The organism is Candidatus Nomurabacteria bacterium (genome assembly GCA_020632395.1).
Taxonomy (GTDB): domain Bacteria; phylum Patescibacteriota; class Dojkabacteria; order SC72; family JAHDCA01; genus JACKFQ01.
Window position 1 is genome coordinate 335184 of sequence record JACKFQ010000001.1, and the last position, 21606, is coordinate 356789.

At 40.9% G+C, this 21606-nt stretch carries 20 protein-coding genes; 5 read left to right on the forward strand and 15 right to left on the reverse strand.

Annotated elements, in window-relative coordinates:
• Positions 1-2: 2 nt before the first annotated feature.
• The 4 genes from nusB to H6763_01615 are packed head-to-tail and all read left to right on the forward strand — an operon-like array spanning position 3 to position 1959.
• Entirely contained in the window at positions 3-446 is a 444-nt protein-coding gene (gene nusB, locus H6763_01600; GenBank protein MCB9803501.1) for a transcription antitermination factor NusB, read from the forward strand.
• 11 nt (positions 447-457) lie between these two features.
• Positions 458-1177, forward strand: a complete 720-nt coding sequence (gene rnc, locus H6763_01605; GenBank protein MCB9803502.1) for a ribonuclease III — start codon at positions 458-460, stop codon at positions 1175-1177.
• 60 nt (positions 1178-1237) lie between these two features.
• Positions 1238-1540, forward strand: a complete 303-nt coding sequence (gene rpsP, locus H6763_01610) for a 30S ribosomal protein S16 (protein ID MCB9803503.1) — start codon at positions 1238-1240, stop codon at positions 1538-1540.
• Positions 1541-1575: 35 nt separating this feature from the next.
• On the forward strand, positions 1576-1959 hold the full coding sequence (locus H6763_01615; GenBank protein ID MCB9803504.1) for a KH domain-containing protein: 384 nt from the start codon (positions 1576-1578) through the stop codon (positions 1957-1959).
• Between the two features lie 341 nt (positions 1960-2300).
• Here the strand turns inward: H6763_01615 and H6763_01620 are convergent, their stop codons facing one another.
• The 15 genes from H6763_01620 to H6763_01690 all read right to left on the reverse strand — a co-directional run bounded on the left by H6763_01620 (position 2301) and on the right by H6763_01690 (position 20597).
• Positions 2301-3056 (reverse strand): hypothetical protein, encoded by a 756-nt coding sequence (locus H6763_01620; GenBank protein MCB9803505.1) that lies wholly within the window; start codon positions 3054-3056, stop codon positions 2301-2303.
• The gene (locus tag H6763_01625) at positions 3056-3844 is read right to left on the reverse strand and encodes a hypothetical protein (GenBank protein MCB9803506.1); all 789 of its coding nucleotides are present in this window, start codon (positions 3842-3844) and stop codon (positions 3056-3058) included. Before H6763_01625 ends, H6763_01620 begins: the two co-directional genes overlap by 1 nt.
• The gene (pilM, locus tag H6763_01630; protein MCB9803507.1) at positions 3844-4875 is read right to left on the reverse strand and encodes a type IV pilus assembly protein PilM; all 1032 of its coding nucleotides are present in this window, start codon (positions 4873-4875) and stop codon (positions 3844-3846) included. The genes H6763_01625 and pilM overlap by 1 nt, the downstream gene beginning before the upstream one ends.
• A gap of 160 nt (positions 4876-5035) precedes the next feature.
• Positions 5036-8476, reverse strand: coding sequence for a hypothetical protein (locus tag H6763_01635; protein MCB9803508.1), 3441 nt, complete (start codon positions 8474-8476; stop codon positions 5036-5038).
• Complete coding sequence (locus H6763_01640; protein MCB9803509.1) at positions 8473-9075, reverse strand: hypothetical protein; 603 nt, start codon at positions 9073-9075, stop codon at positions 8473-8475. The genes H6763_01635 and H6763_01640 overlap by 4 nt, the downstream gene beginning before the upstream one ends.
• 61 nt (positions 9076-9136) lie before the next feature.
• On the reverse strand, positions 9137-9529 hold the full coding sequence (locus H6763_01645) for a response regulator (GenBank protein ID MCB9803510.1): 393 nt from the start codon (positions 9527-9529) through the stop codon (positions 9137-9139).
• An 18-nt stretch (positions 9530-9547) separates the two neighbouring features.
• On the reverse strand, positions 9548-10558 hold the full coding sequence (locus tag H6763_01650) for a hypothetical protein (protein MCB9803511.1): 1011 nt from the start codon (positions 10556-10558) through the stop codon (positions 9548-9550).
• 27 nt (positions 10559-10585) lie between these two features.
• Positions 10586-11296 carry a prepilin-type N-terminal cleavage/methylation domain-containing protein gene (locus tag H6763_01655; GenBank protein MCB9803512.1) on the reverse strand — a complete coding sequence of 237 codons (711 nt, stop codon included), beginning with the start codon at positions 11294-11296 and terminating at the stop codon, positions 10586-10588.
• A gap of 4 nt (positions 11297-11300) precedes the next feature.
• The gene (locus H6763_01660; GenBank protein ID MCB9803513.1) at positions 11301-11966 is read right to left on the reverse strand and encodes a hypothetical protein; all 666 of its coding nucleotides are present in this window, start codon (positions 11964-11966) and stop codon (positions 11301-11303) included.
• A 35-nt stretch (positions 11967-12001) separates the two neighbouring features.
• A complete protein-coding gene (locus H6763_01665; protein ID MCB9803514.1) occupies positions 12002-12964 on the reverse strand; it encodes a prepilin-type N-terminal cleavage/methylation domain-containing protein in 963 nt (320 codons plus the stop codon).
• 30 nt (positions 12965-12994) lie between these two features.
• Positions 12995-13774 carry a prepilin peptidase gene (locus H6763_01670; protein MCB9803515.1) on the reverse strand — a complete coding sequence of 260 codons (780 nt, stop codon included), beginning with the start codon at positions 13772-13774 and terminating at the stop codon, positions 12995-12997.
• 108 nt (positions 13775-13882) lie between these two features.
• Positions 13883-14464, reverse strand: a complete 582-nt coding sequence (locus H6763_01675) for a type II secretion system protein (GenBank protein ID MCB9803516.1) — start codon at positions 14462-14464, stop codon at positions 13883-13885.
• Between the two features lie 97 nt (positions 14465-14561).
• Entirely contained in the window at positions 14562-15773 is a 1212-nt protein-coding gene (locus H6763_01680) for a type II secretion system F family protein (protein MCB9803517.1), read from the reverse strand.
• 19 nt (positions 15774-15792) lie between these two features.
• Complete coding sequence (locus tag H6763_01685; GenBank protein MCB9803518.1) at positions 15793-16938, reverse strand: type IV pilus twitching motility protein PilT; 1146 nt, start codon at positions 16936-16938, stop codon at positions 15793-15795.
• A 1844-nt stretch (positions 16939-18782) separates the two neighbouring features.
• Positions 18783-20597, reverse strand: a complete 1815-nt coding sequence (locus tag H6763_01690; GenBank protein ID MCB9803519.1) for a type II/IV secretion system protein — start codon at positions 20595-20597, stop codon at positions 18783-18785.
• A gap of 198 nt (positions 20598-20795) precedes the next feature.
• Between H6763_01690 and H6763_01695 the strand changes: the two genes are divergently transcribed.
• The gene (locus H6763_01695) at positions 20796-21491 is read left to right on the forward strand and encodes a hypothetical protein (protein MCB9803520.1); all 696 of its coding nucleotides are present in this window, start codon (positions 20796-20798) and stop codon (positions 21489-21491) included.
• Positions 21492-21606 lie beyond the last annotated feature (115 nt).

Sequence of the window (21606 nt, forward strand, 5' to 3'; positions counted from 1 at the left end):
AGATGAAGAACCCTGACGATCCGAGACATGCAGCAAGGATAGTTGCTCTACAGCAACTTTTCCTTGAGAATTATTCAGAATCAGAAGGCACTCCGACAGAGGATTTCGAGATCTCAGATTATCTATCAGTTGATGAACTAGAGGGGCTCGATGAAGAGCTTTACAGATCCCTTCTAGATGGGATACATGCCTCGACAGATCAAACATTTGAGATCATTTCGAAGTATGCACCCCAGTGGCCTATCGAACAGATAAAAAAGGTCGATCTACAGATCTTGAGGATCGCGATCTTTGAAGGATTCATCGGAAAGCTTACACCTCCAAAGGTGGCGATCGATGAGGCTATAGAACTAGCCAAAGAGTTCGGTGGTCAAGCCAGTGACAAATTTGTCAATGGAGTCCTTGGTGCGCTATATGAAGAGCACAAGGGCAAAAGATCAAATTAACAGAGACTATCATGAATAAGAGAGAGTTAACTGCTTTTGCTAACAAGATCGGCATCGAGTTCAATGACCTTGATAAATTCAAGACTGCCTTGACTCATAGATCTTACCTTAACGAGATAGACGATTCGGATCAAAGGCATAATGAAAGGCTAGAGTTTCTGGGAGATGCAGTCCTTGAACTGATCGTGTCAGAGTATCTTTTCGAAACATATACAGACAGACCTGAAGGCGAGCTAACAAGCTTTCGCGCCGCAACTGTAAAGACAGAAAGTTTAGCCGCTGCAAGTAGAGAGATGGGAGTAGGAGATCATCTCATGATGTCGAAGGGTGAGGAATCTACCGGAGGTCGGGATAAGGATTACCTTTTAGCAAATGCTTTTGAAGCGATACTTGGGTCTATATATGTCGATCAAGGCTATCAGAAATGTAAGGAATTTGTGGTACGCTGGCTTCTCCACAAGATCGATAATATCGTTGAGAATCGTCTTGATATCGACGCTAAAACTAAGTTCCAGGAGCTTGCTCAAAGTCTTTTCAGATCTACACCCATATATAAAGTTCTAAATGAAGAAGGTCCCGATCATGAAAAGATCTTTACGATGGCAGTAGTAGTGGATGGTCAAGTTTTTGGAGAGGGTGTAGGAACGAGTAAGCAGAAAGCAGAAGAGCAAGCTGCCGCCCATGCCATACAACAACTCCATAAAAAGCGCAAAATCGCGAGGATAGCTTGATTATGCTAAGAGGTTCTGATACAATCACTACGCTTGTAACTTCATATTTTCTAATTCAAGATGCTCAAAATTAGACTCAAAAGAACCGGACGCAAGATGCAACCTCACTATCGATTAGTAGTTGCTGAAGCACACAGATCAAGGAACAGTAAATCTGTTGCTGAGATCGGGTATTACAACCCTAGAACCCAACCAAGTACATTTAAGTACGAAGCGGAAGAGGTTAAAAAATGGCTCGCTAGTGGAGCCCAACCGACCAAAACTGTAGAACAGCTTCTCGTCAAAGAAGGCATACTAAAAGAGATCAAGAAGGGTTCAAAGCAATCTCAACCAAAGACAAAAAAGAAAGAGGCAAGTGAGTGATCGTAAATACTTATTAAATTGATCAAATAATCAAAATGAAGCAATTACTAGAAACAATCGTACGCGGAATAGTAAACAACCCCAACGAAGTATCCGTAGAAGAAAGAGAAAGCGTAGATTTTCCTGGATTAACAATTCTAGAGATCACCGTATCAGATAGTGACAAGGGTATACTTATCGGAAGAAAAGGTCGAACCATAAACGCTATCCGAGATCTTATGACTATCAGTGCGATAAGAAATGATAAGAAGATCAAGGTATTGGTAAAAGATGACCGAGATGCACCTCCTGTAGCTGTTTCAAAGGAGCCTGAGAGTAAAACAACCGAAGATTCTGAGCCTAATTACAATATTATCGATGAAAATACCTCAAACACAGATGGCCAGGGTACAGAAGATATCCTCAGAGACGAGTTCTGAACTTTCCAGTATTTCACCAAGAGAACACCCCCCGACTTATGTCGGGGTTTTGTTTATGGTTCAGCTTCTATTTTGCATAACTCTTGTTGCCATAGGTACTTGCCATTGCGATAGTTGTATATATCGTGTTGCATAGCTGTTGTTGTACTGCTATTTGCTGTTGATCTTATGGTATAACTATTTGTCATTGCGAGAACTGTATTTCTATTTCTCGTTGTTATGATAGGGATCATAACTGTATGAGTAAACTCCAAAAGATCTTAGCAGTACAAAAAGTCAGCTACATCAGTCTGCTCGACCATGAAGTAAAACGTGATGTTTTTATATGAATAGGTGAAAGTTTACTCGGTACTTTCGAGGATAGTATTCTTATACTCGAAGATCGTGAGCAGATCTGAGTTCTTTGTGTAAGGAACTATCTTATTTGTGATATCTGCCAATGAAACATCTGCTTCCTGATTGATAAAATAACCTGTGATGTTAAGTTCTATCAGCCATAGATCACTTGTGATCCTTCCTGTTTCAGTAGTATCCTTCCCGCTTAATTCAAGATTTGTTGCCTGTATCATATATGGCGACTTCTGTTGTAGCTGATCGAGAAACTCTACGATCTGTGAGAACGAACCTTCATATACGATCGGTCCTGTGATACCGCTTACATATGAACCAAAGTTCTGTCCGGAAGCAGCCCCTTGCTCATCGGTGGACTTGGATGTATTTGCTTGTGTGATCTCTTTGAATTCCAATCCTGAATCACGAGCCAATTTGTCAACATAATAAGAGAAATCTGCGACCTCGAGTTGACGAGGAATTATCTTTTGAGTTTTCCTTAAGTCTTTCTGGAGTTGTACCTTGTCATCTATCAATGGTTGGAGGGCATCCAAATTATCCCGGAGAAGTTTTTGACGCTGTTGTACATCTTTGATCTCACCACGCAACTTATTAGCTTCGGTGATACTCGGAACATATACAAAAAGGGTCAGAAGCAAAAGTATCAGACCAAAAAGTCCTGGGATGAGAAGATCTTTTACCGTAAGACCTTTCATTTTTGCCTTTGTTTGACCTGTATCAGATTTTCGTTGTTTAAATATTGCCATCAGTTATTTTGTTCCCCAGAGATTAGAGCATTTTCTTTTGCCAGGAAATAATCAAAATCTAACTCCCCCTCGAAATTGAATCTAGCAATGTCTTTTGATTTCGACATTGATTCCAAGTTCATGTTCTGGATCTTTTCATCAACAGTCAAGATATGCCATAGAAATGAGATCTCTGTAAGTGAACCTGTGCTACCAGTGACAGAGAATCGAAGCCCATTGTTCAACTCTATACTTTTCACATCACCATAACCTTGCAGTAGATCCTCCCAATATAATAGAACTTCTTTTGGTGAAAAGGTGGTTTCTTGAATCTCTTTATACAGATCAAAGCGTTGTAAAATCTCCTTGTTTGCTTTTATAACGTCTGAATTACTGAGGAGTTCCTGTTCTAAGGCATTTAATTCCTTTTTGTCGTTATTAAGACTGATCTTTGTGAGGACGTTGTAACCTAATATCCCTATCGTAAGCAGTACCAGAAAAAGTATCGCAAAGGCACTAAATAAATTGAATGATGTTTTCTTCTGCTCAAAGTCGAGTTGCTGTTCGGTCATCGTGGGGATGAGATTTATTCCTCCTTCGGCACGAAGATTTGGATAGCTCTCATTCTCAAATGACTTAGCCTTTGCTCTCTCTTTCAATACATTTGCCCCCTCAGAAACAGTAGGGTCAGAGTTATCAAATGTACTAAGTTCTCCCACCGCGACAGCATTATTCTCGGCACTTCCATCATCAGACGGAGGTGCTGAAGGTGCTGGATTGATCTGGTTGTTAATTTGGTCTTGTGCCATTATTCATCCTTGAGAGCCAAACCTATTGCTACAGAAAATGATGGCTTACTTCTCGATATAATTTCTTGGAATTTTTTCGGGATATCGATATTTGTCCAAGGATCTGCGATCTCAGTATTCACTGACAATTTGGCAGATATATAATCAGCAAGCCCGGGTAATAGTGCACCGTCACCATTTAATAAATACCGTGTCGGTGCAGGCATCAATGTTTTTGATTTATAAAATTCAATACCTCTACGTACCTCAGTAAGTATAGAATCCATAATAGGACTCATTGCTGCTGCTACCTTTCCTTCAAGAACATCCGGAACCAAACCGTAATTCCTTTTATACTCTTCAGCTTGAACATATTCGAAATTGAATTGATTTATTATCGCTTGGGTCAAGGAGTCAGAACCGATCGAAATGCTCTGGGAAAACACTAAATATCCCTCACTCATGACACTCATATCTGTAGTCTCCGCTCCGAAATCCAACATGACCATATGCCTATCTTTAACTGCACGATACATAGCTCTGCCCATCGCAATTGATTCCGTTTCTATAGCTATCGGATCTAGTCCAGCTTTATCTGCTACTGCACTGTATGTTTCAACGATCTTGACTGGTGCTGCTACGAGGAGGATCCTCGGAGCATTTTTCTCCTGGTTGAAACCTATCTTGATAAAACTCATTTGTACTTCTTCTATTGGGATAGGAATATACTGCTTTGCTTCATAAAACACAGCACTCTGGACTTCATCATCCTTGATACCCGGGAGTTCTAAGAACCTAGTGAACACAGCAGATTCTGGGATAGCAAGAACAACGCTGTTATTCTTGATATTTGAAGCAGAGTAAAGCTCTTTTAAAGCTGCAGCGAGCTGTTTCTGATGTTCGACATCAGTACTGTTTATAACTCCGTGGGGTGTTGGCTGACTACCGAAATTGATCAGACTAGGCTTATCAGACCCTATATTCTTCAGTTCGACAGCCTTTACAGAGTGATTTCCGAAATCTATACCTACATGACTTGGTAAAATGGCCATCAAAGGGCAGTTAATAAATTATTCATCGAGAAGCGTTCTACCTTGTAAGAGACGCTCTAAATACAAAATATCGAGTTACTATTTAATGATCGAGTATTTGTAGACTCTCTCAAGATATTAATAACAAAGATGATTATAGAAGTCAAAACTTATAATCAAATCACTTGAATCCTATATCGGTAGAATACGAATATTGATACATTCCGAAGGCATCCTTGACCATCTCATAATATCTTGGATCTCCATGAATAACTAATGTGGGAAAACGGTTATTGAGTACAAGTCGTAAAGTTCGATAATTCTCTATCGCTGAAGTAGCTCTATTAACTCCTGTTTCGCCCTTTGCTATCAGAGCACCTCTGACATGCAGAGCATCGTTCACATTTGATGATCCTGGAATCGTTGGATTGGTATTATCCTCTTGAATTGTGATCTTTCCATCGGTCAGGAAGAAACCTTCTAACAGATCGTATATAGGATAGCAATCCGTATCCGTTAGATCTGTTCGACAAATTTCTGGGGGCATAAGCATAGGTGATTGTCTTAAATTCCCTGATTCGATACTAATACTCGATCTCACGATGAATAAACACCCGTTACTTATCGATCCTCTGCGTACCAGATCAGGATTGACTGTAAGATTACCAGGTACAAATATTATTGTAGGTCGATTGCAGGTGAATCCAGGTTGAAATTCTACATTTGATGTCGAATAAAAATCAACAGGTCTAAACACACAGTACTTGTAATTATCTGGACATTGAGATGGTGAGATCGTTCCAAAAGAAAGCGGTGTTGAGGAATTGTTGGATATTTGCACATTGTTCTGATATGTCATCTCAAAGAACTTTTCTTCACCGAGTGCATCAGAACGTGACTTTACTTCACGATACAGTTCAACGAGATCCTTATATTGAGGGTCAGCATTTCTATCTTGACTTGCAGGGTAATCTCTCTTTATAAATCCAGAGTATAAATAATCTTCAACCCCATTGAGAGTACTATTCCCTGCCATCAACAACCCAGAACTTATCTTTATATCGTCGAGAGATACTGATGCATCATCACGAGGAAAAAAAACCTGTATACGAAATGGATCCTCAAATAGATCTGCTTGTGGAGTCAATTTCGATTGACTACCAGTATAAGGTGAGATCGGATACATATTCAGATCATAACCACCTGATGAGTATACATTGCCTCCTCTGGTCACAACCCATGTTTCTCCAATATCCTGGCTCAAACATGACCCATCTTCTGGAGTATATCCTTGATTATCACTACTATAACTATTCTCACCATTACATCTAGAGAAGTTGCATGCATTGTCTAAAGCACCGCCATAAAAACCTAGTGATCCCTCATTGAGATCGAGCAGATCTATCTTTTCTACAATACTTTCATGATAATTTGAGTCTGCATATAGGTGAGTGTCCCCATGATTTAATAGATCAATGAGATTGGGTACAAAATTGTATTCTCTTTCATGACCAAGTGTTATATTTCCTATGACCGAAGGAGGAGGTGGGGGAGAGAAGTATGAATCTAAAACCACTTTCTTGAAACCACTTTGATTTGACAAGATTGGTTCTTTAGCATTCCAAGTAAAATTGATCTCTTGTGAACCAGCAACTACAAGATCACTCATCGTAAATACAGGAGGGGTAAAGTCTACTTTGAGGCTATATTGATCATCTGGTATGACATTCCAATCTGGCACAACCCTGTGTTGTAGTATGTTTGATGCAGAAAAACCAAATTCATCACCAACAGCAAAAGCTATCGAGTACTCATCATTCGGGATACTTCGATAGTCATCTATTGTGTATGCCCCAGTAATGTCATGATTCAACTCATGCAGAAGGATCAGTTTGAAATTCAGTGTAGCATCATTACCATTTTCACTTATACTGACATTTCTAATTATTGCTATCGGATTACCATCTGGATCTAAGATCCTGACATTATAACCGTTATTTGTAGCATCGATATTTTGAGTTCCATCATTTGGCCTCCACCATATCAACGGATTCGCTTGATCTGGTTGATATCTTGGAATAAAGATATGATTCCATACATTCTGATTTCTTGACCTCTCAACCAAAAACCCAAACTCTTTACTTTCGGGCGAACTCCCAGGCGTACCACCTACTGCTAGATCCTTTATCGTAGGGGGATTACCATCTGCAGAAAACCAAACCGAGATGGTCTCGATATTGGATGCTCCGTTAACATCTGAAACGGTAACCGAGTATTCGAGCTCATCATTCAATCTAGTGCTTGACCAATTGGTTGTACAACCAAGGAAGGCTTCATTTCTATCCGTTAGGTCGTCGAAATCTACAAATTCAGGGTATGTATTTACAAGATAACGCCCTGTTATCCATCCATCTGAAGAGTTATGACTATACGTACAGGTATTGTCACATTTATCAACAAACCTATATTCACTCCAATTACCACCTTGTGCTCCTTGCGTTAGGACTTCATATATCGAGTAACCGGACGGTTGGATAATGGATGTAGATTGCATACCAGAAGGTGAATTATCGCAAGGAGAAGAAGAACAGAAATCTTCTAACTGATTTGGTGGTCTCCAGGGATTAACATCAACCGGATCATCCCAATCGTATTCTCCGATATTATTAAAACACATATAATATTTTACAGCTCTAGCACCAGTAGAGTCCCCAGGATAATCTGGGATCGAAACACTTGCTGTTTCGCCATTAGATGCTAGTGGCATAGGTATAAGTGTTGGATTGGAAGTTAACGGTATACTATATCCAGCTACAGTCATGGTCACTTGAGTAGGTGACTCTGGTGTCAAAATATTCGTTTCGGGGTAATAGCACATAGAAGTACCAGTATTTGTATGAATGTTCCCACACTCTGTAGTACATGTACAACTCTCAGTGCCTGCTGTGCAAAGCGGGCCAGTTGCAGTAAGTGAAGTACCAGGAACACAAGCGTAATTTGAGCAGGAACAGCTGTCATTACAACCGCCGCCACCGCCTCCACCAGTATTACCACAACCAGCAGGGCATGAAGGATAATCAGATTCAGGAGGGATACATCCCTCAGGATTATGATACTGCCAACCGCCCACCTCACACCAACAACCCATTCCTTCTGGTGTGTCTTTATCTATACAACCACAAGCTTCTGGGCAAACAGGAGGAGGCTCTGTACCACCACCACCGCCACCGCCACCACCAGTATAGTTCACACAGCAGGTTCCCTGAGATCTATCCTCCCAACTTACTGCATGGCAAAAGGGATCGGGTCCGGTATAATCCCATTCACAACCATTCGGATGCGGGTCGTATACGTCGAAAGTACAACTATTTCCACAATTGACATAATAATTTGCTCCAGTAGGACTCAATACACAATTATCTCCTTGCTCGACACACACATAGGTATCTAATCTCGTACAGCCTCCACAATAATCTTGAGGTGACAGATTACATGTTGAGGAAGGATAATTATCTGGACATGAAGATAAGGCTTGATCCTGTACACCTAAAAAAAAGATCAGAGAAAACAGGAAGAATATTGTCGTTGATATTGCTCCTGGCAATATTTTCTGTGTACTCACTCTTTTAGATCTTTTGTTAGATTAACTACAAAATAATCACCATATAAGGTGCCAACATCATCCTGAGTAGCATATAAAGTAGTATATGGGATCATATATCTAGCTGATGGAGTTAGGTTATCTGATGCAAGTAACTCTTCTCTTTGGCTCTCTGAGAGCCACTCTCCTAGATAATCAACCCGTATCTGCTCTCCTACTGGATATAACTCGGGAAAGTCATCCTCAGCTAATACCGTATAACTACCATCCAATTCCCATTGATAGATAAACTCCTCTCTTTCAACGTCTCCGATCTTTCCGAAAAGAAACAGAGGCTTTTCATTGACGATACCTTGATAGTTAACATACTGTCCGATCAGATAAAACCCACCATCGATCCATTTATAATCAACCACAACTGGTTGAAATGAACTGATCCTCAGCTCATTGAGGATAATGTAGTGGTAATAAGGGTAGTAATCCACATCTGTCTCAGAAACGAGGGTAGGGTAGTGATCTCGCGTACTACTCCAGTAGTAGAACCCATAGATCCCTAGCAGGACATAACCTACAAATAACACAAAGAATAGTAATTGTTTCTTCTTGATAGACAACTTCATACAAATTGTAAATAAATCAATGGTAGGGCGTCTTCAGGTTTGAATTCGGACCTGATAGGTACTAACTGTTGCTCTCCAATACCTCTCGAGCCTCCTTGATCATATCGTCAGCTTCCAACTCCGACTTGATCAGGTAAGAATTAGCTCCGATCATGAACGCCTCTTTAATAACTCTTTCACTGGTCATATTGGTCAGTACTATGATCGGCGCATTGCCGTATTTTTCAGGCTCTGCTTTTATCCTTCGGAGTACCTCTAAACCATCGATCCCTGCCATCATCAGATCCAAAAAGATCAATTTTACCTCGTCACGATAGCTTGCAAGGATCTCCAACCCTATATATCCATCACTTGCTTTGTATGCATCATATCCTTCTGATACTAAGATCTCAGCATATGTGTCTAATAGTGCTGTTTCATCCTCTATCAGTAGCACTTTTATACCTTCATTCATTTTTATTTATTTGATAAATTATCGATTCTCTAATGTTCCCTGACCGTTAAAGAGCACATAATCAAAGATCGCTGGTGCCCATTCCTGATCGGAGATAATAAACTCTTTACCACGTGAGTTACCACTACAATTGATCGTGGTCGACACTCTAAAAAGAGTACTTTCAGCACCTCCACAACCATCTGGAAGGTAACTACGTGTCACGCTTACATCACCACCGATAGGTCTGATCCTCATCTCGTATAGAGCATACTCCTCAGAACTATATGTTTTTTTCAAAGGAGCAACATATTGAGTGTCCGAATCTTCCCAACCGACCCATTCAGGTGGACTACAAGAGGCGGCTGTATTCACACACTGTCCGACAATATCATCATACTCATGAGGTTTATATGCACTGACCTGTCCCGTAGCAGTATCAAGTTGTACATACAAAGGTATGTAAACAACACCTACTTGCTCATTTCCAGCTGCAATCGGCTGGGCATTGATGATGATATTCGTACAGGCACTGTTTGGATCTGCACCAGGTATGAAAGCAAAGACCGTATCTTTATCGACCTCAATAGGGTCATCATCTCCTACAGGTTGGAATGACAACTTAAAGCCACCTAGAGTGGATCCGATATCTGCATACCCACATTCATTTAGTAGTGCTTCTTCTACAGAGGAGTAATATTCATCTAGCCCAAAGTAGCTGGTGAAGGATTCGAAATCAAGTAATCCATTTAACTCACAGCCATCAGTCAAGAAGTTGTAAGCGGTAAAATTTCCATCAGTACAAGGGGATACTTGTTGGTTCCCCCATGTGGCAAGATCATCTAAGGTGATATCTTTGATAGAATCTAAAACGGTATCAGCTACTCGAATTGAATCTCCTGAGCTTCTTTCTTCTTCTACCCGTCTGCTATTACCCATTGTTCTTGAGATAAGGGCAAGGGCAATTATCACGCCCACAACAATCACTACAAGTACTACTGCGAGTACCTGTGCGGTGTATCGATTTTTGGCAGTATTTGAAGAAAACATCGTATACATAAATCTAACACGCACCCCCTAGAAGGTCAACTTTTTGGTTGAAACGATAAGTTGGCGATAATATTCTGGTTTGAAACGAGATTCTTTACCTGGGACCCAATGTACCGGCTCTACTTCAAGATCGATCACAAAATTGTAGTTGTCACCCGTACCTGGATAAACATTGATGACCATAGAATTCACATCAACATCGTCGCTATTTAGATATACTCTTTGTATCGAATCAGCTATACATTGCGGATCTTGAGAGGGGACTGTCCCTTTTACGATAAAACCGAGGTCTTCAAATGATGTTCCAGGATAACCTGGGTACATAGCTATACATACCCAATTATCGCTACCGATCGGACGGAAATGGATCTCAGTTCCATCAAACTCTGTATTTAAAGGATCATTTGCGAGATCATATACTTGTAGGGTTTCCCGAGGAGGTGCGGTGATAGTACCTTCCGGAGAAACCCCCCAATTTGTATTTATGCCACTCTGTACTTTGTATAAGAAGATCTCATCTATCTGAGAATTTTGTACATACCTTTCCAGTATCTCAAAGATGTATTCCGTATCGTCACGAACAAGCGTTCTAGCAGAAGAAATAGCGGATGCTTTTATCAGGGCTGTCAATGTAGTAGAAACAACTAGAAGTACTAGTCCTACTATCAACAGAGTTATTAACATCTCTACAAGACTGAGACCTTCATATTTGTTGATTGTTCGATAGTTGTTGTTCATTTTCTTATGGCTTTACTGTATATACAGCTAAATGTTCAACCATCTCACACGTTTCATTCTTCCCAGATATCGTCGAATAACGTGCATTATATTTTCTGTCATAACAACTTTTAGTCCCAGTGAAGATCTTTGTCACCATAATATAATAGTTCGTATTATCTGATTCTGGTGTGATACAGATGATCCTAAACATCTGATCTCGATGATCTGACAGATCCTCTGATCCTACAGTATCTATACTTACAGTATCCCACTGCGATAGGCACTCATATGGATTGATACCAAACCTTGTACTGTCACTAGAATCAGAAGCATTACAGTATGCTAGAGCATTTGAGATCACAGGATCACCTAGATCCCCATCCAAGGCGAAACAAGACCCTATGCTATTTTGAAAAGTATTCCCCCCAGGTGAAAGCATATTAGTTGTTGAGATCGTGCGATTGCCTTGATTCCACTCCTCTATAAAATAATCCATTATGGCCGCACCCTTTACCGCCTCTTGTGATAACTGATCTGAGATCTCATTGTCAATCACCTGTCCTATGGTATTGGCGGCAACAGTCATCAAGCCCATCGCTGCAATTCCTGTGATCAAGATCGCTATCAATGCCTCAACAAAACCTTGTGCATTGTATCTATTGTTGTTAGTAAGGTTTACTTTCTTCATTTTTCTGGTAACTGAATTATAGATTGATACAACAACTAAAAAGTATCAAAAACCGGTGGGTTAATAGGATCACCTCCTGTTGGAGGGGTTTCCTCGCTACCTCCTCCACCAACAGGAGGGTCTTGATCTGACCCACCACCTCCCGAAAGATTAACATTATCATCTACTCCAAGAGGAGGGTCAAAATCAAATTCGGTTAGAATAGTAGCTTGGTCTACAGACTCTACAGTTACTTTGCCGGAATCATGTGCGATAGTGATCTTCTGCCCTCGACTACCATTAGGTGTTGCGATAACAAAAGTCAGATCTATCGGATTGTTTTCAGGGACTCCATCAGATTCGTAGTTCATAATTACACCATTTTGATCATAAAAAAAGACGTTTCCAGTAACAGATTCGAATAATATGAATGCCGGAATCTGAATTCCTCTTAGGAAACCAACCCTCAACGGTTTATCGATGAGCCACTGTCCTTGTGGACCATTACCGGATACCAAACCACTTCCTGTAGTAGGCATAGAGGCTAATCTTCCACTTTGTGAAGTTCCAACTATGACGGGATCACAAAAGGTTCCATCTATATAATTAGGCTTATTTGAATCCGTAAAAGGGAGAGTACCCTGAGTCACAAGGTCGTAGTCGTTATCACCCGGATCAAGATGGGAAGGGAAGTACGATTGAGCTCCGGGAGTTTCATTGAATTCTTCACCATTTGCACACCATTTGAACACTTGATATTCTTCTGTAGTATAAATATTACTGAAATCAACACCGATTCCGTACACCCAATTCTCTCCGGGATCTCGTTTAAGTAGCACCGCAGCTCTTTGCACCCATCGCATGTTTTGTTTGATATCCTCAACTCTCTGATTCATCTGGATCGATGTTCTCAAGCCGGAGAAGGCTGAGATAGAAATACCGAATATGGCAGTAAATATCGCCATAACTATTAACATCTCAATTAGGGTGAAACCTCGGTATTTGATTTGCGAACGCATAAAGGCAGGTAAAGATCTTACAGACATAATTTACCATAGGTAAAGTATGTAAGCAAAATACTTATCTATATATATTTGCAAAGGGAAGTAGGCCAGTAGCCCCAGATACAGAAATGGTACAAAAGGCACCATATCTTTTCGTGTGACCTTCTTTATTAACATGAGTCCGATCATCGAAAATCCGGAGATCATCAAACCGATGATAATTACACTTAAGAGTTGTTTGAGTGGGAAGAAAAAACTCAAAAGGATGACAACCAGAAGATCTCCCTCACCAAAACTCATTCTGATGCGATTAAAAAACAATACAATTAGCCCTACAGCTATACTCAGGTAGATCGGAACAAAACTCCACTCAATAGAAGTAAAGTACCTATACACAAAAACTGTGATGCCCACAATCAAGAAAGCATGCATGATATTTTTAGGAAACCCCTTGTAGAATAGGTCATACAGAGCAAGAAAGTATAGTAGGGAAGCCAGTAGATATATCTCAGGCTTGACCTGATAGTACCAAAGCAAGACTAATGAGAAGCCGAAAAGAGCTTCTGTTATTGGATATAAAATTGGTATTTTCATGCCGCACTTGGCACACCGGCCTTTCTGGAAAACGAATGAGAACACAGGTATTAATTCGTACCAGCTAAGGTCTTTTTTACAATTTTCACACTGAGATGGTGTTAAGATCAGGTCTTTCAGCTTCATCTGATTTTCTATTCGATATATCTGGGCATTGAAAAAACTTGTAAGAGCTGCACCCAAGCCGAAAAGCAATATTATCTGACAGATCTCATACACGGTTAATAACATATTTCACATACTGAATTTACATTGTCAGTCTATCATAAAAAACTTGCATAAAAAGCATAAAAAAAGGAGACCTTAAATTTTAAGATCTCCTTCCCGTAGCCTAAATGATCACTCCGATACACCACCCCAGCTCTGAGTAGCACCGTCCCAATCGCTAGTAGCAGCTGCTGCAGATTGATCTTCGACCAGTTCCTGGAATGTAACTGCTGCTATCTCCTTTGTAGTAATTGGCTCACCACCAGTTACATCACCATCTCCAAATCCATTTCCGTGACAATATCCACCCTGATCATCATTTGTAATTGCTGTTGGCTCACTAAATGAGACACAAACCAGAAAAGCTTGAGGTGAGTTTGATGTATTATCAACGAAATAATAGTATCTTGCTGCAGCACCTCCATCAAAATTGGCGTCAACATACTGATCTAATACACCGCCAGTGCCTAAAGCTGTCTCAAAGTCAACAAAATCAGTTGATGTACCATCACCAATAGTTGGATACTCTCGATTGTCAGTATAGTATGATTGTAATGCCTGGAACATTTGATCTACAGCACTTTGATGTTGGATGTTATTTGCTCTCTGAACTGCAAACCTTGCAACAGAAACACCTATAGCCATAAGAACTGAGAGTATACCCATAACTATGAGCATCTCAACCAAAGTAAACCCTGAATATTTTCTAGTCATTGTAGAGGCAGTGATTAATTTATAGTCTCTTATTACTATATTAATCTAACGCAACTTTTTCTGTATGTCAACCTGTATGTATATCATCCCTAATATATTAACCGATTACCTCAACCAATGAGAACATAGGCATGTATACAGCAAGTGCTATAAAGCCAATTATAATACCTACTACTATGAGTATGATCGGCTCGAGTAGTGTAGTTAGATTTGCAGTCATCACCTCGACCTCATCAGTATAGTACTGAGCTAGTTTTGTGAGTATCATATCGATCTCTCCGGATTCTTCTCCAACTGCTATCATCTGACTGACGATCAGAGGGAAAAATTCGCTACGAGCAATAGGTGTTGCCATAGGAACTCCTTTTTCGACTTCATTTTTCGTGACTAAAACTGCTTGTCGAAAATGGACATTGCTTAATGCTGATGCAGTAAGTCGAAGTGATTCAACGATTGAAAGACCGCTACTCAACAACAATCCCAGAACCCTGTTGAACTGTGTCAGTTGCATTTTGGTTGCTAATGTCCCAAAGACAGGGAACTTCAATAGAAACAGATGGAATCTCCTTTTACCGTTAGGACTGTCTATGTAGTATTTCAAGAGTATGATCACTGTGGCACCGATCATAGCTATCAGCCACCAGTAGCTACGAACAAAATTACTTATATCAATAAGTAGGCGTGTTACAAATGGAAGCTCAGCATCAAACTCACTATATATCTCTTCCATTGCCGGAACCAGGTAAAACATCATGATCGCAACAACGACCACGACAACAACGCTTATCACAGCAGGATAGGTGAATGCACCCTTGATCTTTTCATTAAGCTTCTTCTGATTTTCCAACTCATTTGCTAATTTGAGCAGGATCTCTTCGAGGTGCCCACTCTCTTCTCCTGCATCGATCAGGTTGATAGTTATCTCGTCAAAAACATCTTCATACTTTCTAAAGGATTTCGCCAAGCCCATACCTCCCTGGACTTCATCTGAGACACTAGACAAGATCTTTTTGAACAGGGGATTTGTTGCTTGGGCCTCTAGTATTTCAAGTGCCTGTGATAGAGGAAGTCCTGCAGATATCATAGTAGAAAGTTGCCTCATGAAAACAACCTTATCCTTCATTGGAACACCACCGATATTTATCTCGTTAAGTTTCTGGAGGCCTATGGTAACATCCTCGTTAACACTGACTACTATCATACCCTTCTGTTGCAATGCTTCGATCACATCTACCTTGCTTTTTGCCTCAAGCTTACCTTTGATTACCTCTCCGGCTTGAGTCCTTGCTGAATATCGAAACTGTTTCATACCGATTAAGAACTATAAATTAGCTTTTTAGTAACCTCACAACCTCCTCTGGATGTACAGCATACTCTTGTGCACGCTCCATTGTTATCACATTCTCTCTAACTAGTTTCACCAAGGAGTGTTCTAGAGAGATCATTCCCATATCAGCACTTGTTCTAATGACATTATCGATCTGATGGTTCTTGGATTCTCTTATCAGGTTTCGAATTGCTGGTGTAGCTAACATGATCTCAGAAACAGCCCTCCTACCACCCGCACTAATCGGGATCAATCTCTGTGCGATCACCGCTTCGATCGTATTGGAGAGTTGTGATCTAACCTGGGCTTGCTGATGTTCAGGAAACACATCAATTATACGATCGATAGTTTGCGAGGCGCTATTTGTATGTAATGTCGCAAATACAAGATGACCAGTTTCAGCCAGAGTGATCGCTGAAGATATCGTATCAAAATCACGCATCTCACCGACAAGCATTACATCAGGATCCTGCCTTAATGCACTTTTTAGTGCAATCTCCCAAGAGTGGGTGTCCTCATGGAGTTCTCTCTGATCGACCATAGACATCCCCTTAGGAAATACATACTCAACAGGATCTTCGATCGTAATGATATGATCAGGTCTGGATTCATTTATCTCCTGCAGGATGGCTGCGAGAGTCGTACTCTTTCCACTTCCGGTAGGACCTGTCACAAGAACCAACCCTTGCCTTAGCTTCGTTATCTGATGAAACACCTGGGGAAGTTTCAGTTCATCAATACTTCTGATCTTATTTGGGATTAGTCGGAATGCACCTGCAAGTGTCTGCTGTTGGTAATAAGCATTTATCCTGAATCTAGCAGTTCCTCTATGTGAATATGCAAGATCGACCTCACGATTCACTTCGAGTAATTCCTTCTTCTGTTCAGGAAGGACGGGTAAGATCAAGTCGAGAACCTGCTCAGGTGTTACAACTTCTTCGATAACATTTATCAACTGACCGTCAACTCTGATCATCGCAGGATAGCCGACAGATAGATGAAGGTCAGATGCATCACGCTCCATCACGATGTCGAGAAGCTGTTCTATAGTATATGGATAGCGTCCCTTCGATGTGAGTACTGGAGTAGGGGAATTATCTTTTGCTGCAAGTTCAGCTACTGTAGGTCCATGTACCTGATCAGCCATGGGCACCTCAGTAATTGGTGTGGGTTCTATTAACTGTTCAATGCTAGGTCCTGAGTCAGCTGCGGTAACTTTTTGTTCGACCGGATCAATACTTTTTGTTTTTGATATTGGCTCAGATAGTACAGGTGATACACCCATCTGAGTAGTTTCATTTGGCATAGAACTACCCATCATGGGATCATTTGGAATAGTGATCGTGGAAATATCTTCTAGCGAGGTGTTTGGTGTGGGGATATCATTCATCTCTGTACCTCCACCCATATTCGGATCCATTTGAACGAAGTTCATTTCGGGCATGGTCACCTGTTTCCTCATCCCTTGAATATTTCCGGTCTCAACTTTAGTCTCAGGAGCCGTATCATTTGATGCGTTGAGATCTGGTACGGTCTTAGAAGATCCCATCGTTATTGAGGATACCGGATCTGCTACAGCTGGGTCTGCCGGAGTTGAACCTATTGGTGTCTGATCTGCTACAGCTGGGTCTGCCGGAGTTGAGATCTTTGGAGTGGGGCTTGCTAATGTTGGGTCTGCCACGTTTGTGACTACTACGGTTGGATCTACTGCATTAGGTCCCACCACAGTCGGATCTGATAAAGTTGAGCCTCCTAACACCAGATCTTGAGGGTCAGGCATCTTTGTAGTTGACGCACTCTCATCGGACAATGTAGCTGTCGGGTCATGCGATCCTTCAATCTGACCTGAAACTGTATCTTTGTTCGATTTCTCATTAGCAATCTCATCAATCTTCTCGGGCTTAACTGTTTTATCAGATCTCTCAAAACTTTGCGCAGGAAGATCAGTAGAGTCGCCTTTATCCATAAGCTTATCCTTATCTATAGGTGCTACAAGTTTCTCATCCTTCAGATCAGTAATATCCGACGACGCTATTTTATCTCCCATGGATGATACATCATCATCTTTATTTGATAGAGCTTTCGCAGTACCGTCCGATCCAACTACAGAAGTAGACTTAACTACACCTTGTGGATCTTTGACCTGTGTCATATCCGAAACCGTTCTATTTGGTGTCGTGTTATCTGAATCATTTTTCGAATCTGAATCCGATCCCTCAGACTCTATCAGACCACCACTTAAGTTAGAGAGTTTTTTTGCAAGAGATCTTAGAGGATTCTTACTTTTTGTATTCTCTACAGACTGGATCTTTGGTGAACCAAATGTTGGAGGTGCGATAGTTGATGAGGCGCTATCATTCACAACTTTATCACTTATAGATTTATCCTCAGAAGATTTCTTGTCGTCTAGCGGGGTAGCGTTATCCGATGGAGTCGAGTTGGGGGAATTGTTGGTAGAGTTGAGATCTGCCATAGGATCATTTATCGAGGTGTGAGAGAGTTGAGACATTTGACTATCAAGATCGACTGGCTTACTTACTGCAACAGGAGCAGTCGGAGGGAGTTGGGCTGCAAGTTGTTCGTCTAATTTAGGATCTACTTGAGTAGACGACACATGAGATGGCTGAGAAACCGAGCCCGGAGTAGCACCGACAGTAGGGTAAGAGAAGTTAGCAAACGCTTGATCATTATTACTATTAGGATCCATCTGGGCAGTCCATAAACTTACATAAACAATTTTTCAATCCTTTTACCACTATAAATGAATGACAACACATTTTCAAAACCTATAAAATAGCCTAATAGTCATCATGCTATAACTGGGTATCAAAACTAGCTTGAATTGTTATCAATAGTTTTCAGATCCAGATCACCGACACCTCTTATCGTATTACCTCAATATTCTGTTCTATTAAGATAGCTCATACAGGTACAGGATTTTACTCTGAATGGGGTATCATACAGTAGGATGTAGGTTTTTTAACCGAGTTGCTACTCTTTTGATACTCTCAATACTTCCTCAATACTAGTCAATCCCTCAATAGCCTTAAGATAACCATCTTGTATCATTGTGATCATTCCAGAATCAATAGCTGCTTGTTCCATATCCCTATCAGTAGACTTCTTCATGATCATATCGTTGATGTTATGATCGATCTTCATCACCTCAAAGATACCTATCCTACCTTGATAACCAGTACCATTACATCTTTGACACCCATTCCCGTGATATAGATAGATCTGTGGTGTCCCGTCAGGAGCGGTGTCTGGTGCTTTCATCTGCTGTAGATGATCTGGTGCGCCTTCTTTACCTGCTTGTTGAGCTAATTGTGAGAGATAGGCTACTATATCAAGATTCTTGATAGACCCCAGCACCTCTTTTATATTTGCCAATACCTCAGGACTTGAAGGTGTAGCAACCATACATTCACGACAGATCCTTCTAGGAAGTCTTTGTGCCATCGAGATCCTCATGGTCGAAGCCAATAGATAGTTCTCAATTCCCATATCCAGCAATCTTGGTATAGCAGCAGCAGCACTGTTGGTATGCAAAGTTGCTAGAACGAGGTGACCGGTTAGCGATGCCTCTACAGCTAGATGGGCGGTTTCCTCATCTCGGATCTCACCAACCATTATGATATCAGGGTCTTGTCTAAGGATAGAGCGTAAACCAAGAGCAAAAGTAAGGCCAGCTTGAGGATTGACCTGAACTTGAGTGACACCGGGTATGCGGATCTCGACGGGATTTTCTACTGTGATGATATTTACCTTTGGATCATTCAGACGACTCAATGCACCTGCAAGAGTACGGGTCTTACCACTACCTGTAGGACCAGTCACAAGTATTATCCCATTAGTCGCACTTAGACCCTCTACAAATAGCTGATATCCTGTACCTCTCAAGCCAGAAGTTTCTAAAGCAGGGACACCCTGTGATCCGTCAAGTAGACGCATAACTACCTTTTCGCCATTTATTGATGGAAGGGTACTCACACGAACATCAAACTTCAGATCGCCACTCTTTATCTGAAGCCTACCATCCTGCGGAACTCTTTTCTCATCTATCTTCAATTCTGACATGATCTTCAACCTCGCTACTACCGGATCTTTTAGATTCTTTGGAAGAACGAGCTTCTCTACCATCACACCGTGTATCCTAAACCGTATCCTCATCTGGGTTTCTTGAGGTTCGATATGAATATCCGATGCTTGAGATTTGATAGCATATTGAAGTATTGAATTTACGATCCTTGCAACAGGAGCATTTTGTAATTTGATACTATCGAAAGTATCGTCAGGTGTTTCCTCAAGCTCTGTGACAGGCATATCGACATCTTCCAAAGCATCCGAAACCTCCGAGGAGATCAACCCTCCGATATTACTATCAAGTATAAAATCTACCCCTTCACGAGTTGCGATATGTACTAGAACCCTTCCACCATGTTTCGGCTTTAGAAGGTTTTCTAGGGCTTGGATAGCTTGTATGTCAAACGGATCAGACATAGCAACCTTGATGACATGTCCTGCTTTTTGGAAGGGAACCGCATGATAACGCTTGAGCTTTTCTACACTAACAGAGGAGAACACACTGTCCTCCAACTGTATTGTTTTTAAGTCAACATAGGGGATGTTGAACATCTCTGACTTTGCTCGAGCAACATCCTCCGAACCAACAAATCCCTTCTCCAACAAAAGTGCTTCTTCTGACTTGGAGGAGGTTGTTAATTCAACACGAACCTCATCAGCCTGTTCTTTAGTTATCTTGGCGATATTTTCGAAATAGTCTACTAACCTTGTCGAATTCAATGAAGTGGGCAGCAATCTTAAAAATATTCTCTCTCAATATACAGAGTATCCTTCTCAAAAGCGCAAGTCAAACTGTTTGTTTCGGGGAGTTCATACAGTTGCATTAACCACATTGGTATAAATTTTAAAGAAGTATTGATAAGTGGCTCGTAGTCGGCTAAAGTCATGTGGATGACATATCTCCTAATTCACCACAAAGTGCAAAAAAGACGGGATCACCTTCTCAAGATGGCTGAAGAGCTTATGAGCAGACAATACAACAGTATCTCTGATCTTCTTTCAGACCCTGACATACATTACATAGATCATCCTCAGCATGTAAGCATCAAGCTAGATGAGGTCAAAGCTCTCTTGAAAGAGATCGTCTACAAACCTTTTTCTGGCAATCAACAGCTAGCTGTAATATTCCATGCACACATGCTCACAGTCGAAGCCCAGAACGCCTTACTTAAAAGCCTTGAGGAGCAAACCGATGCAACTTCTTTCTTACTCCTAGTAAACAATGAGAATAGTGTATTACCAACGATCGTATCACGATCCAACAAAGTGTATGTGATGGATGACCCAGACAAAGAGGATATCCTCGAAGATCTACCAATATCACCTTTACTGGATCTATCCCTGATAGATCAATTCAATGAGATAGAGAAGTTAGTAGAAAGTGATAAAGAGGAGAAAGGTGTTATCAAAACAGCTTTATCAAGTCTACTACAGCAGTTAAGAGTAGAACTCCAAGAAAGCATTGCGCACGGTCCAGAGGAGATGAAGATCGTTAATGACCAGATAAAGACAGTAATTGTAGCTTCCGAGAGATACGACGCGAATGTAAATAAAAAATTACTACTAGAAAATATGTGTCTTCAACTCCATCGGATACGTGATCGAAAGGGTTGAACCAGGTATGCTTCTCCAGAACTGTTATGATAATAATGATATTTGCTAAGAACTCTCAATATTTGCTAACATCTCAGCTGAGTCATAAATGACAAAGGTCGTACTCCTTGTCTAT

Bases quoted from the DNA above. Each gene is read 5' to 3' on its own strand.
- H6763_01670 (MCB9803515.1), bottom strand. From the start codon at position 13,774: ATGTTATTAACCGTGTATGAGATCTGTCAGATAATATTGCTTTTCGGC.
- H6763_01645 (MCB9803510.1), bottom strand. From the start codon at position 9,529: ATGAATGAAGGTATAAAAGTGCTACTGATAGAGGATGAAACAGCACTA.
- nusB (MCB9803501.1), top strand. From the start codon at position 3: ATGAAGAACCCTGACGATCCGAGACATGCAGCAAGGATAGTTGCTCTA.
- H6763_01640 (MCB9803509.1), bottom strand. From the start codon at position 9,075: ATGAAGTTGTCTATCAAGAAGAAACAATTACTATTCTTTGTGTTATTT.
- rpsP (MCB9803503.1), top strand. From the start codon at position 1,238: ATGCTCAAAATTAGACTCAAAAGAACCGGACGCAAGATGCAACCTCAC.
- H6763_01665 (MCB9803514.1), bottom strand. From the start codon at position 12,964: ATGCGTTCGCAAATCAAATACCGAGGTTTCACCCTAATTGAGATGTTA.
- H6763_01680 (MCB9803517.1), bottom strand. From the start codon at position 15,773: ATGAAACAGTTTCGATATTCAGCAAGGACTCAAGCCGGAGAGGTAATC.
- H6763_01655 (MCB9803512.1), bottom strand. From the start codon at position 11,296: ATGAACAACAACTATCGAACAATCAACAAATATGAAGGTCTCAGTCTT.
- H6763_01650 (MCB9803511.1), bottom strand. From the start codon at position 10,558: ATGTTTTCTTCAAATACTGCCAAAAATCGATACACCGCACAGGTACTC.
- H6763_01620 (MCB9803505.1), bottom strand. From the start codon at position 3,056: ATGGCAATATTTAAACAACGAAAATCTGATACAGGTCAAACAAAGGCA.
- H6763_01625 (MCB9803506.1), bottom strand. From the start codon at position 3,844: ATGGCACAAGACCAAATTAACAACCAGATCAATCCAGCACCTTCAGCA.
- rnc (MCB9803502.1), top strand. From the start codon at position 458: ATGAATAAGAGAGAGTTAACTGCTTTTGCTAACAAGATCGGCATCGAG.
- H6763_01615 (MCB9803504.1), top strand. From the start codon at position 1,576: ATGAAGCAATTACTAGAAACAATCGTACGCGGAATAGTAAACAACCCC.
- H6763_01675 (MCB9803516.1), bottom strand. From the start codon at position 14,464: ATGACTAGAAAATATTCAGGGTTTACTTTGGTTGAGATGCTCATAGTT.
- pilM (MCB9803507.1), bottom strand. From the start codon at position 4,875: ATGGCCATTTTACCAAGTCATGTAGGTATAGATTTCGGAAATCACTCT.
- H6763_01660 (MCB9803513.1), bottom strand. From the start codon at position 11,966: ATGAAGAAAGTAAACCTTACTAACAACAATAGATACAATGCACAAGGT.
- H6763_01685 (MCB9803518.1), bottom strand. From the start codon at position 16,938: ATGGCTGATCAGGTACATGGACCTACAGTAGCTGAACTTGCAGCAAAA.